At 61.3% G+C, this 12,134-nt stretch carries 10 protein-coding genes; 3 read left to right on the forward strand and 7 right to left on the reverse strand.

What is annotated here, in order from left to right; all coding sequences use genetic code 11:
- Positions 1-50: 50 nt before the first annotated feature.
- From V6Z53_RS21755 to V6Z53_RS21765, 3 genes are read right to left on the reverse strand one after another with little or no spacing between them, the layout of a single operon-like run.
- On the reverse strand, positions 51-1,124 hold the full coding sequence (locus V6Z53_RS21755; protein WP_338581695.1) for a lipocalin-like domain-containing protein: 1,074 nt from the start codon (positions 1,122-1,124) through the stop codon (positions 51-53).
- The gene (locus V6Z53_RS21760) at positions 1,114-3,585 is read right to left on the reverse strand and encodes an FtsX-like permease family protein (RefSeq protein ID WP_338581696.1); all 2,472 of its coding nucleotides are present in this window, start codon (positions 3,583-3,585) and stop codon (positions 1,114-1,116) included. The genes V6Z53_RS21755 and V6Z53_RS21760 overlap by 11 nt, the downstream gene beginning before the upstream one ends.
- 1 nt (position 3,586) lies before the next feature.
- On the reverse strand, positions 3,587-4,255 hold the full coding sequence (locus tag V6Z53_RS21765) for an ABC transporter ATP-binding protein (RefSeq protein WP_338581697.1): 669 nt from the start codon (positions 4,253-4,255) through the stop codon (positions 3,587-3,589).
- Between the two features lie 137 nt (positions 4,256-4,392).
- On the opposite strand from V6Z53_RS21765, the gene V6Z53_RS21770 reads away from it, so the two are divergent.
- Positions 4,393-6,366 carry an alkyl sulfatase dimerization domain-containing protein gene (locus V6Z53_RS21770; protein ID WP_338581698.1) on the forward strand — a complete coding sequence of 658 codons (1,974 nt, stop codon included), beginning with the start codon at positions 4,393-4,395 and terminating at the stop codon, positions 6,364-6,366.
- 568 nt (positions 6,367-6,934) lie between these two features.
- Here the strand turns inward: V6Z53_RS21770 and V6Z53_RS21775 are convergent.
- Entirely contained in the window at positions 6,935-7,774 is an 840-nt protein-coding gene (locus tag V6Z53_RS21775) for an AraC family transcriptional regulator ligand-binding domain-containing protein (protein WP_338581699.1), read from the reverse strand.
- Between the two features lie 97 nt (positions 7,775-7,871).
- Between V6Z53_RS21775 and V6Z53_RS21780 the strand changes: the two genes are divergently transcribed.
- On the forward strand, positions 7,872-8,801 hold the full coding sequence (locus tag V6Z53_RS21780; protein ID WP_338581700.1) for a LysR family transcriptional regulator: 930 nt from the start codon (positions 7,872-7,874) through the stop codon (positions 8,799-8,801).
- Positions 8,802-8,891: 90 nt separating this feature from the next.
- Here the strand turns inward: V6Z53_RS21780 and V6Z53_RS21785 are convergent, their stop codons facing one another.
- A complete protein-coding gene (locus V6Z53_RS21785; protein ID WP_338581702.1) occupies positions 8,892-9,092 on the reverse strand; it encodes a hypothetical protein in 201 nt (66 codons plus the stop codon).
- Entirely contained in the window at positions 9,089-9,271 is a 183-nt protein-coding gene (locus V6Z53_RS21790) for a LysR family transcriptional regulator (RefSeq protein WP_338581703.1), read from the reverse strand. The genes V6Z53_RS21785 and V6Z53_RS21790 overlap by 4 nt, the downstream gene beginning before the upstream one ends.
- Before the next feature lie 71 nt (positions 9,272-9,342).
- Here V6Z53_RS21790 and V6Z53_RS21795 point away from each other — a divergent pair, with 71 nt between their 5' ends.
- Complete coding sequence (locus V6Z53_RS21795) at positions 9,343-10,395, forward strand: AraC family transcriptional regulator ligand-binding domain-containing protein (protein ID WP_338581704.1); 1,053 nt, start codon at positions 9,343-9,345, stop codon at positions 10,393-10,395.
- Positions 10,396-10,435: 40 nt separating this feature from the next.
- On the opposite strand, the gene V6Z53_RS21800 is transcribed toward V6Z53_RS21795, so the two are convergent.
- Positions 10,436-12,133 (reverse strand): sulfatase-like hydrolase/transferase, encoded by a 1,698-nt coding sequence (locus V6Z53_RS21800; protein WP_338581705.1) that lies wholly within the window; start codon positions 12,131-12,133, stop codon positions 10,436-10,438.
- Position 12,134: the final 1 nt, after the last annotated feature.

The following is a 12,134-nucleotide window of genomic DNA, read 5'->3' on the forward strand; positions in this document are numbered from 1 at the left end:
TCAATGGCCTTCTTGATTTAGGAGGCCCGCGTGCTACCGAGAGTTCCGACTCAATACCCGGTCATTTCCAGATACCCCTGCCCGCCATGACTGCCGCTCAAGCGCACCGGGCCTTCCCAGTAAGGAATGCGCAAATCCATCCAGGCATCGGGATTGAGGGCGCTGATGACAATGTCTAGATTCTTGCCGGGAATCTTGATCGACCAGCGGACCGGCATCTTGCGCCCTGCCACGGTAGCGGTGTCCTGCTGCGTGAGGCGGATGTCGCCGGCCTTGAGCAGCTGTGTCTGGCCCTGTGCGTCAATCCATGTGCCAGTCAGATAAGGCTCGCCGTCCTTTTGCCGCATGCGATAGAGCATCACCTGCTCGCCACTGTCCAGGTGCAGGGAAAACCAGTCCCAACCGGTCTGATTTGCGGTCAGGGGCTGGCTGCTCCATTCGCGGTCGAGCCACGCGGGACCGCTGACCTGATAACGCTTGCCGTCGATGTCCAGGGTGCCGCTGGCCTGGAAAAACGGCTGGCTGTAGTAGTACGACGCCTGGCCCTGCTCGGATTTCTGACTGAAACCCTTGTCCCCTTGCAGCACCAGCGGACGTGTTGAGGTCAGCCGCAATTGGTAACTGAACGATTTATTGCGGGCGCTGAGTTGCAGGTCGGCCAACGGATTTTCAGCAGTCGCCTGACTGCTGAATCGCCAGTCATCGATCCACGCGTTGAACGGCGCCAGGCTGACACCGGCCTGCCCAACGCCACCCCGGGCATAGCGTTCGGCCGCGTGATGCGCCGTCGCCGAGGTCACCGCCGCATGACCGAGCCAGATTGTCTGGTTTTCCCATCCGGCCACCTCGGGCGTGGCTTTCAAGGCGCTGCGAAACAGCGTCCACTGCGCCCCGAATTCCTGGCCGTGTTCGTCCTTGAGATTGGCGGTGACGTACCACCATTCAATGCGAAAACCGTCGTGGGGGCCATGATCCGCCGGAAAGCTGAACTCCCGACCGGGAACGACCGGCGTGAAGGCCGTCGCTTGGTTGCCCAGCCCCGCGAAGCCTTTTTCCGCTGGCGCCGGTTGATCGCAGCCGCCCAACGCCAACGCCAACAGCCACACGGCGAATTTAATCCTCATGGGCAAACGTCCTCAGCAAGTCCGCCGGTTGCGTGCGATACAACGAATACAACGGCCATGCCGAAGCCAGCAACGTCGCCACCAGCGCCAACCCCATCAATTGCAATAGTTGCAACGGAAACACCCGCAGCGGCAGGCGCCAGCCGAACGCCTGGACGTTGATCACTGTGTCCAGGCACCAGGCCAACGCAATGCCCAGCGGCAATGCCAGCACCAGTGTCAGCACCGCCAACAGCCAGGTTTGCCCGAGGTTGAGCAGCATCAATTGCCGGCGTGTCACGCCCAGCGCCCACAGTGGCGCCAGTTGCCCGAGGCGGCTTTGGCTCTGGGTCAGCAGACTGATGAACAACGCCACGCCGGCCACGCACAAGGTCAGGCTGTTGAGCGCGGCGGTGGCGGCGAAGGTGCGTTCGAACACTTGCGTGGACCATCCCTTGAGCCGCGCCTGATCGACGATTCGGCTGTCCTCCAGGGCGAAACGCTCTTGCAGCGCCTTCACGAACGGCGCAATCGACGCCGGCTCAATGCGCAGGTTGAAGCGATTCGGCGTCAACTGCGGCCAGCCGCGCAGCAGGTGATGGACATTGACCAGCAGATGGCCCTTCGGATTGCCGTAGTCGGCGTAGATCCCGACGATGCGCGGCGACCACGGGCCATTGGGCGTGGCAATCGAGAGGTGATCGCCCAACTGCACATTCAAGCGCCGCGCCAATTGCTCGCTGAGCATCACGGCATCGTCCGTGGCCAGGTGATCCCAGGGTTTGTCACCCAAGGCTTCCAGCAGCGGCCAGTGCTGGCGATAGGTCGGGTGATCGATCACGCCGAAGACATCCACCGGCCAGCCTTGCAGCTGGATCGACACCTGCCAGTTGGGCAGCACCGCCGTGGGCTGCGGCTGCTGTTCGAGCCAGGTGTGCAGCTCCCGGGTCTGGGCCGGGTTTTGCGGGTTGAGGTAAAGCTCGGCGGTCAATCGTTGTTCGAGCCAGTCGCTGAACGTCTGGCGAAAACCGGCGGTCATGCTGCCGGCGCCGATGTTGGCCGCCAGCGCCAACAGCAGCGCCATCAGCGCCAGGCTCAGGGCTGGCAATTGCTGGCGACAATCGGCGAGAAACCACTGGCCAAGTACCGAGCGATTGCGTTGCAGCAGCAGGTTGAGCAGCGCATCGAGCACCACGGGCAGCGCCAGCGCCGCACCGACCAACAGCGTCGCCATCAAGACAAACCCGCTGATCAGGCTGTCGCCAAACACCAATGCCAGCCCCGCCATTACCAAGGCCAGCGCCGCCACCCATCCCTGACGCCGCAACCATCGCGAATGCGCCTGATGCCAGGCCTGCGGGTCGGCCAGGGCCAGCAACGGCAAGCGCGACGCCCGCCACAAACTGTTGCCACCGGCGAGCAAGGCGCCCAGCAGGCTCAAGCCAATCCCGCTGAGCCACCACAGCGGACTCAGGCTCAACTGCCCCGCCACTTCGGCGCCGTACAAACCGCGCAGGCTGGCAGCGACATCCGGCAGCAACACGCCCGCCAGCAGATAGCCGCTGACGACTCCAGCCACGCCGCCGATCAAGGCCAGCCCGCCCAGTTCGACCGCGAGGCAGGCAATCAACATCCGCGCGCTGACGCCGCAAGCGCGCATTGTCCGCAGCAAACCTCGACGCTGCTCCAGCGCCAGCCCGATCGCGGCATGCACGATAAACAGCCCGACCACGAACGACAGAAAACCCAGCGCATTGAGGTTCAGATGAAAGCTCTCGGTCAGGCGCGCCAGATTGTTTTCTTCAGCGCTGCTTTTGAATTGCAGTTGTCCCTTGAACGGCTCGGGCAATGTCGCGATGAAATCCTTGGGCAGTAGCAGGCGCGAGAGCTGATTGGGCAAACCGAGAATCTGCTGGGCAAAACCGATGTCCACCAGCAATACACCGGCGGCCATATCGGTTTGCACATGCAGGGGCGGCAACGATGCACCGCTGACGCTCAAAGGCCGGTCGCCTTCGCGCAAACCCAACGCCTGCAAGGTCGACGGCGAAATCCAGATGCTGCCGGGAGGGCTGAAAAATTCGACTACCTGCTCGATCGCCAGTGACTGCCCTGCTACCTCGTTACCGGCCGGCAGTGACACCGGCTCGATGCCCATCAATTGCAGCCGCTGGTCCTCATGGCCCTTGAGCGTCACCCGCCCTTGCAGCACTGGTGACACCGGCCAACCGGCGCGACGCAGGTCGATAAACCATTGCTGAGGGAACGTCCCGCCAGCGGTTGCGCTGAGGCTGGCCTGGGGTTCGCCGCCGATCAATTGACTGGCGCGGGCGTAGCTTTCTCGCGCCTGGCTATTCAGCGCCTGAACACCGGTCAGCAGGCTGGTGGCCAGCCACAACCCGGTCAGCACACTGAAGAACTGCACCGGGTGTTGCCGCCAGTGACTGAGCAACGCCCGCAGGGTTTCGCGAAAAATGCGCATGTCAGCGCTCGTCCATAGCGGCCAGACGCCCACCGTGCAGCAGCACTTTTTCCGCCAACCGCGCGGCGACGCCGGGGCTGTGGGTGACCATCAACAAAGTCGTGGCACTGTCATCGAGGAGTTCCAGCAATAACCTCAATACCTCGTCGCTGGTGGTTTCATCCAGGCTGCCGGTGGGTTCGTCGGCCAGTAGCAGTTTCGGTTGCGAGGCCAGGGCTCGACCCAATGCGACCCGTTGCTGCTGACCGCCAGAGAGTTGTTCCGGATAGCGCTTGAGCAACTCGCCCAGCCCCAACCGCTGCACCAGATGCGCCTGCCAGCGCGGATCATGGCGCCCGGCGAGCCGCGCCTGAAACGCGAGGTTGTCCTCCACCCGCAAACTGCCGATCAGGTTGAACTGCTGGAACACCAGGCCGATCTCGGTGCGTCGCCAGTTCGCCAGTTGCCCTTCGTTCATCTGCTCCAGTCGATGTTCGCCGCTGCGGATACTGCCGCGATCAACCTTGTCCAGCCCGGCGATCAGGTGCAGCAAGGTGCTTTTGCCGCTGCCCGACTCGCCCATCAACGCCAGGCTGCTGCCGGGTTTCAAATTCAGGTCGACGCCTTGCAGCACCGGCAACGGCCCTTGCGGCGTGGCGTAGCTTTTGAACACACCCTGGACTTCAAGCATGAAAGAACCCGTTCGATGAGCGTGGGCCAAGAATAGCGGCCCTGAATGGTTTTTGTCCGTTGACGATGTTCGCCTCGGCCCGGTGGCGCCTTACCCTCGAGGCTGGTCTAACCATAACGATAAAAAACGGAGACTCCATGCCTCGTTTCGCTTTGCACCCTCGTGGCCTGCTGGCCTGCCTGATCACCGCGTGCCTGACGCAATCGGTGGTCGCCGCCGATGCACCGGTCGCCGCCAGCGCGCAGACTGCCGCCATCAATACCGCAGTGCTGCAACAACTGCCCTTCAGCGACCGCACCGATTTCGAGTCGGTCAGCAAAGGCTTGATCGCGCCGTTCAAGGGCCAGATCAAGGATGCCGCCGGCAAGGTCATCTGGGATCTACCGGCCTATGACTTCCTCGCCAAGGATCAGGCCCCCGACTCGGTCAACCCGAGCTTGTGGCGCCTGGCCCAGCTCAGTGCCCATGCCGGGTTGTTCGAAGTCAGTCCAAGGCTGTATCAGGTACGCGGCCTCGATCTGGCCAACATGACCATCATCGAAGGTGACGACGGGCTGATCATCATCGACCCGCTGACCATGTCCGAGACCGCCAAAGCGGCGCTGGAACTGTACTACCAGAATCGCCCGCGAAAACCGGTGGTGGCGGTGATCTACAGCCATACCCACGTCGACCACTTCGGCGGCGTGCGCGGGGTGATCGACGAGGCTGACGTCAAGTCCGGCAAGGTCAAAGTGTTCGCCCCCGTGGGTTTCATGGAACACGTGATGAGCGAAAACGTGTTCGCCGGCAACGCCATGAGCCGCCGTGCGCAATACCAGTTCGGCAGCCTGCTGCCCCGTGGCGAACATGGTCAGGTCGATGCAGGCCTGGGCAAGAGCTCGCCGAGCGGCGGCACCATCACCCTGATTGCGCCCACCGACCTGATCGACAAGGAACTGGAAACCCGCACCATCGCCGGCCTCGACGTAGAGTTCCAGCTCACGCCGGGCACTGAAGCGCCAGCAGAAATGAACCTCTACCTGCCGCAACTGCGGGCGCTGTGCATGGCGGAAAACGCCACGCAAATGATGCACAACATCCTCACCCCGCGCGGTGCGCAAGTGCGTGACGCCAAGGCCTGGGCGCAATACCTCGACAGCAGCCTGGCGCGATATGGCGACAAGAGTGACGTGCTGTTCGCCCAGCACAACTGGCCGACCTGGGGCGGCGAGCGCATTCGCACGTTCCTCGCCGATCAGCGCGACATGTACGCCTTCCTCAACGATCGCACCCTGCATCTGTTGAATCAGGGCATGACGCCGCTGGAAGTCGCCGATGCGATCAAAAAGCTGCCGGGTACGCTGGACCAGAAGTGGTACACCCGTGGTTACTACGGCTCGCTGAGTTTCAACGTGCGCGCGGTGTATCAGCGTTACCTGGGTTTCTATGACGGCAACCCTGCCAACCTCAATCCGTTGCCACCGGTGGAAACCGCCAAACGCAGTGTCGAGGCCATGGGCGGTGGCGCTGCGGTGCTGGAGAAAATGCGTGCAGCGATGGCCAAGGGTGATTACCGCTGGGCCGCGCAACTGGGCAATCAGTTGCTGTTCAGCGATCCGGACAACGGCGATGCGCGCAAGGCGCAGGCCGAGACGCTGGAGCAACTGGGTTATCAAAGCGAAAACGCCACCTGGCGCAACATGTACCTGACCGGTGCCATGGAACTGCGCAACGGTGTTCCGCCGCATGGCGGCACCTCGGTATCGGCGGACATGGTGCGAGCGATGAGCCCGGAAATGTTCTTCGACTTCCTGGCGATTCGCCTGGACAGCGACAAAGCCGTGGGCCATGACATGACCCTGAACTGGACCTTCGAAGACTCGAACAAGGACTTCACCCTGACCCTGCGCAACGGCGTCCTGACCCACCGCGCCGGGCTCAATTCGCAGGCGGATGCCGGGGTGAGCATGAGCAAGGCTACCCTGGAGCAGATCAGCCTCAAGCAACTGGACTTCCCGACGGCGATCCAGAAAGGTTTGGTCAAGCTGCAAGGCAATGGCAAGAAGCTTGGCGAGTTGATGAGCAGCCTGGATACCTTTGCGCCACAGTTCAATATCGTTACGCCTTAAGCCAGATCAAAAGATCGTCCGAACGCGGCCCGAGCCTGCGGCAGCTCCTACATTGGAATGCGTTTCCCTGTAGGAGCTGTCGAGTGCAACGAGGCTGCGATCTTTTGATTTTGTTATTTACAAGCAAGATCAAAAGATCGCAGCCTTCGGCAGCTCCTACATTGGGCGTGATACAGCACAAAATCGGGTCGGCTGTCAGGCTGGCTCCCACAGTGGAACGGCGCACACCCAAGCTTCTCACCACTCAACAGGCCGAGCGTTAGCTCGCCTGCCGCTCTTGATCTTGATCCACCCGCCCCATCGGCAGGCTGAGTGGAGGTGTTCATCCGGGGGTGGGCGCGTAGCGCCGTGCGGCGAAGCCGCACACATCGAGAGGAGGTCGTCGCGAAGCAGACCGGAGGCGATGCCCCCGGATGAATGCCGGAGCGAAGGAACCCCGAGCTCTAGCGAGGGGCCGTACGTAAGGGGCGAGACCTTTGCTTCCTTTGGGGCGTTTGCCAAAGGGAGTCGCCGTAAGGGCGAAACCATAAGTGGCCGTTACCAATGAAACGGATATGTACACAAAACGCTAAAGCCCAAGCCGAAACTGCTTAGGCGTAATCCCAAACCGCTTCCGAAACGCCCGAATAAAATTACTCGGCTGCCGATACCCAAGCCGCTCGGCAATCCGCTCGATCGGCTGATCCCCCGCCGTCAACCAATGCCGCGCCAACTCCAGACTGTCACCGCGAACATGCTGCGCCGCCTCAGCCTGCCAATGCCGCAACATGCTCTGATGCAAAAACGGATTAGCCCCCAGCAACGGCTCATCAAGACAGGCCAGAGGCATCCGCAGGCAAGGATGCGCACCGTGCGCCACCTCAATGCCCACACTACGCAACCACTCCCCAGCCGCCTGCTCCGGCGTCAAAGTCACCCCAAGAAACACCGCACCCGGCGCCCGACCCAGTCGCCGGGCGATGTTGCGCACCAGAGTCAATGTCGCCGCATCCAGCCCGAAGAAATGCGGCAATTGGTCAGCCCCGCGCAAGTGCAAGCAGACCTGCCCATCAACCTCCTCCAATTCCGCCTGCACGTAGTTGGTCACTTGGGGCAAGAACTCGGTGAAGCACGCGAGACTGGCGCGCAGGGTGGCGGCGGAGTCCAGCAGAATGTTCAAACCTTGCAGGCTGGTGGTCGCCATGCCGTTGACCAGTTCACAGCCAAACGTGGCGCCCGCCCCCAGGCGTTCGCATTCATGCCACAGCTGTTCCACTAGATGCGCAGGCACGCGCAGCCCTTGCCCTTCCAGCAGCGACAGACAGATTCCGGCCCGTTGCAGCAACTGTTCCTGACACAGGCCGGAGCGTTGCGCATGGCTGAGAATGGTGCGGGTGAAGGCACTGGAGGCGAAGGTTTGATGGGTCATGGCAGGCTACGGCGAGAAGACAGGCGTGTACTTATGCCAGTCTCTGTGATATCGATCCAATGCATTAAAAGTATCCGCTGAATGCAGGAGACGCATGATGGATCTACGACAGCTTCGCCACCTCGTCGCACTGGCTGATTACCGCAGTTTTGGCCGCGCCGCCGAAGCGATCAACCTCAGCCAACCGGCCTTCAGCCGTAGTATTCAGACCCTTGAGCGAGACCTCGATTGCGCGCTGGTGGAGCGCAGCAGCCGCGAGTTCCGCCTGACCGGCCAAGGCGAATTGGTGCTGCAACACGCCCGGCGTCTGCTGGCCGGTAGCCAGGCGTTGCACAACGAACTGACCCAATACAACGGCCTGACCGGTGGCGAATTGCAGTTCGGCAGCGGCCCGTATCCGGCGCAGCTGTTGGTGCCCGAAGCCCTGGCGCAATTCATCCAGGCGCACCCGGCGATCCGCACCTGTTTCCACCTCGGTGACTGGGAGCAACTGGCGCTGTGGTTGCGCGAGCAGCAGATCGAATTTCTGGTCGCCGATTCGCGGTACTTCACCGGTGATCCGCAATACCACGTGCAACTGCTGCGACCACGGCGCGGACGGTTCTTTTGCCGCGTCGATCACCCCTTGGCCAACCGTGAAAACCTGTCGCTGCGCGCCCTGCTCGACTATGCGGTGGTCGGCACGCGCATCCCGCCGATGATCCGCAAGATCCTCGCCGATGTGCAGGGCGAGCCGGACTTCAACCCCAGCGTCGAATGCGCACAATTCGATGCCATCTGCCGCGTGGTCAGACGCTCCGACGCGGTGGGCATCGCCACCATGGAAGCCCTCGCCGAACAGGTCGATCAGGGGCTGTTTCAACTGCTGGATTTTGTCGACTTGCCCAACGACGACCCCGGTTTGCTCCTGCATTACGGCATCGTCAGTCGCGTCGGTTATTCCCTGACACCGGCGGCGCTGGCGATGGTCGAGGCGATTGTGCAGGTCGATGAGCGATTGCTCACTGGGATCACTCGTTCCATGTAGGAGCTGCCGCAGGCTGCGATCTTTTGATTTTGCCCTTGAAAAACAAGATCAAGAGATCGCAGCCTGCGGCAGCTCCTACAAGAGCCGTGCTTACGCGCGGCGAGCCAGCGCCTGCATCGCCCGAGGCTCACCCAATGCCCGCAACAGGCAATGCATCACCTCTTCACGGCTGCGTTCGAAGCGATAACGCGCCTCGATGTACAGCGCCAATTTCAGCTCCACCGGTTCCTCCAGCGGCAACGGCACGTGTTGCAAGCCCAATGCGCTGGCGACCCGACTCGGCAAACTCATGCCGAATGGCTTTTGATGAACAGCGGATCGCCGCAAAATTCGCGCAAGCGACGCAGGGCGTTGCTCATGGCCGACTGCGACAGGCACATCACCTCGGCGGCACGGGTGACACTGCGCTGCTGATAAATCGCATCGAAGGCGAGCAGCAGGTTCAGGTCGAGCTGGCGTAAATCAAGCATGGTCTTGCTCCGGCAAATCGCTTAACGTCGGGCAGCCTAACCAGTGTTCCGAAACAAGCGGTGAGCCCTACATGACAAAAAGCGATCAGCCACTGCACCATCCACCCTCCGCCAATGCGTTCTACGCGCCGACCTTGCTACCGGCCATCGAAGAGCTGCTGGCGCGCGGCGTTGACCGGGACAACATCGAAGCGCTGTTCCGGCGCAGCCTGTTCGAATTGCGCGCGCCATTCATGCGCGTGCCGCTGTTTCTGTCGCGGCGTTTCTGGTCGTTTGCCCTGGAGCAGACTGGCGACCCGTTGATCGGTCTGGCGGCGGGTCGACGCTTCGTCTCCACCGCCACCAATGGCCTGACCTACCTGTTCGATGTCGCCGCGTCGCTGGAAAGCGCCTGCGAGTATTTCGAACGTTTCTTCCCGTTTTTCAACGGGCATTTCCAGGCCAGGATCGTGCGCGGCGAGAACAGTGTCGAACTGCGTCTGCTCGACAGCGGCAGCGTCAAGGCTGTTGCACCGACCGCCGATTACATCCTCGTCAGTCTGTGCAGCATGCTGCGGCGAAAATTTCTCACCAGTGGCCTGGTGCGCGATCCGATCCTGGGCGTGGATATGGCCGGCGCCTGCATGGCCAATCCGCAGGACTATGAACAAGCGTTCCGCGCCCCCGTGCAGTGGCGGCAGGCGCAGCACACGATCCACCTCGACCCGCAACTGTTCGTCACCGCGCTGACACCCGGCAACCATGGCCTGGAACAGACCTTGATCGAGTTGCTGGAACAGACCCGGCGCAACAGCGAACCGACCTTGCTGGAACAGATCAGCGACTACCTGATCGATGATCTCGCCGGGGCCAACTGGCAACAGTTCTGCGCCTCGCAGCACCTGATCGAACGCACCGCGGCGCGGCGCTTGAAAGCACTGGGCTGGAGTTTTTCCGAGTTGCTGGATGAGTATCGGCGCTGTCGGGCCGAGGATTTGTTGCAGGCCGCAGAGCTTGAGCTGGTGGAGATTTCCGACCGGTTGGGGTACAGCGATGTGCAGAGTTTCAACCGCGCGTGTTTGCGGTGGTTGGGGTGTGCGCCGGGAGTGTATCGGGCCAGATGTGGGCATCCTCAAAATGTGTAGTGGCTGAGCCCGCGATGAGGCAGACCAGACTACCAAAACCTCACTGCCCCACTGCCACACTGGCAGGCACCTCGGATGGCGTCACAATGCTGCCCAAATCGATATGCTTCCACTCCGGCTTCGCCCCCAACCGCGCATTGAATCGATAGTTGAACGTGAAGTCGTCCGCCGTCGGCACGCTCAACGGTTTTCCATACACCGCTTCCACACCCGCCAGGTCATACCCCATCAACTGCAACAAGGTCGGAAAGATGTTGTAGTGACTGGAGCGATCCTTGTTGCCGGCCAGTTGTGCCTGCCAGTCGAGGGTCTTCAAGCCGCTGCCCTGGATCACCACCAACGGCACCAACCCTTCCTCCTCCACCGGGTCGCCACCGCAATGGGTGTTCAAACCGGGATTGCCGCGTTCGTGCAAATCCTGGCCGTGATCCGAGGTGTAGATCAGCAAGGCGTTGTTCAGATTGGCCTGGGCAAACACCCGTGAAAAAAACTCGCCGACGTTCCACAGCAAGGTGTTTTTGTAGGCGTTGCGGTACAACAGCCAATCATCCGGCTGACCATTGAAACCGTTACGCTCACCGGTTTCCGCCACTTCCACGAACTGCCCGCGAGGCAGCGTCGGACGATAGGCCATGAAGCCGTCCGGATACTTGTCGTGCACCGGGAAATGCGCGCCGACCTTGTTGATCACCACCAGTTGCGGCTGGTCGTCGTTGAGCAGCTCGATCAACTTCGCCGCTGCGGCCATGTCACGGTCGCGCACGCTGGTCTGGTCGAATTGCACGAACTCGTCGATGTCCCTTTTCTCGGTCTCGGTCATCAGGTTCTGCAAGTTGCCGCCGGTGCGCTGGCCATCGATGTAGACCGTGTGCAGGCCGGCCTTTTTCGCGTACTGCCAGATCGACGGCAGTGTGCTGTTGATCCGCACGTAGTCGGCGCGGGTGCCGCCATAGCGCAGGGTGACGTTGGTATCGACGCTGCAATTGGCGATCGAAGCGGCGTAGCCGTAGTTGAACATATCCACGCCGGGATGCGGTTCCTTGAGATTGCTGTGCACACCGAACGGCGCATTGATGTCCAGGTAGTTGCCGGAAATGCTTTCGTCGATGATCAGCACAATATCGTGGTTCACCGGTTGTGCGAGGCGCGCCAGGCTCACTGGCTCGCGCGGGCCGACGGTGTTGTGCAGGGACTCGTAGGCGAACAGGTTGAGGTAGGCCAACGGCGTGTACATCTGCGGTAACCCGCGCGCGCCCTCGCCCGCCCGTACGAACAGCACCGCACTGAGCAACAACACCCCCAACACCGGCGCCGCCACCAACAACGCTCCCGGCACCGGCGTTTGTCGACGCGGCTTGAGGCCGATGCCCAACAACAACGGCAATCCACCGAGCACACCGCCGATGATCGCATCGCGGTACTGGTACAGCGCCTCTTCGATGAAACCACCGGAATACACCAGCGAGACGAAACTGCTGTAGGTCAGGTAGTCAGCGGTGACCCGCGAATAAACATCAAAGAACACCGCCGAACCAAACATTGCCAATGCGAAACAATGCCGAACAAGTGTCTGGCGAATGCTCGCCGCCATGAATAAAGCAATAGTCAGTACAACAAACATTCCGACAAATAATAACAACGGGAAGCCAATTCCGATCGCGCTGATACGCCCAAAGTAATAGTCGTAATGGGTAATCAAATAGACAGCAATTAATATTTCTTTGAGATATCTAATCATT

Source organism: Pseudomonas sp. MAG733B (assembly GCF_036884845.1).
GTDB lineage: Bacteria > Pseudomonadota > Gammaproteobacteria > Pseudomonadales > Pseudomonadaceae > Aquipseudomonas.

Excerpts from the sequence above, each read along its gene's own strand:
- V6Z53_RS21755 (WP_338581695.1), bottom strand. The coding sequence starts at position 1,124 with ATGAGGATTAAATTCGCCGTGTGGCTGTTGGCGTTGGCGTTGGGCGGC.
- V6Z53_RS21760 (WP_338581696.1), bottom strand. The coding sequence starts at position 3,585 with ATGCGCATTTTTCGCGAAACCCTGCGGGCGTTGCTCAGTCACTGGCGG.
- V6Z53_RS21765 (WP_338581697.1), bottom strand. The coding sequence starts at position 4,255 with ATGCTTGAAGTCCAGGGTGTGTTCAAAAGCTACGCCACGCCGCAAGGG.
- V6Z53_RS21770 (WP_338581698.1), top strand. The coding sequence starts at position 4,393 with ATGCCTCGTTTCGCTTTGCACCCTCGTGGCCTGCTGGCCTGCCTGATC.
- V6Z53_RS21775 (WP_338581699.1), bottom strand. The coding sequence starts at position 7,774 with ATGACCCATCAAACCTTCGCCTCCAGTGCCTTCACCCGCACCATTCTC.
- V6Z53_RS21780 (WP_338581700.1), top strand. The coding sequence starts at position 7,872 with ATGGATCTACGACAGCTTCGCCACCTCGTCGCACTGGCTGATTACCGC.
- V6Z53_RS21785 (WP_338581702.1), bottom strand. The coding sequence starts at position 9,092 with ATGAGTTTGCCGAGTCGGGTCGCCAGCGCATTGGGCTTGCAACACGTG.
- V6Z53_RS21790 (WP_338581703.1), bottom strand. The coding sequence starts at position 9,271 with ATGCTTGATTTACGCCAGCTCGACCTGAACCTGCTGCTCGCCTTCGAT.
- V6Z53_RS21795 (WP_338581704.1), top strand. The coding sequence starts at position 9,343 with ATGACAAAAAGCGATCAGCCACTGCACCATCCACCCTCCGCCAATGCG.
- V6Z53_RS21800 (WP_338581705.1), bottom strand. The coding sequence starts at position 12,133 with ATGATTAGATATCTCAAAGAAATATTAATTGCTGTCTATTTGATTACC.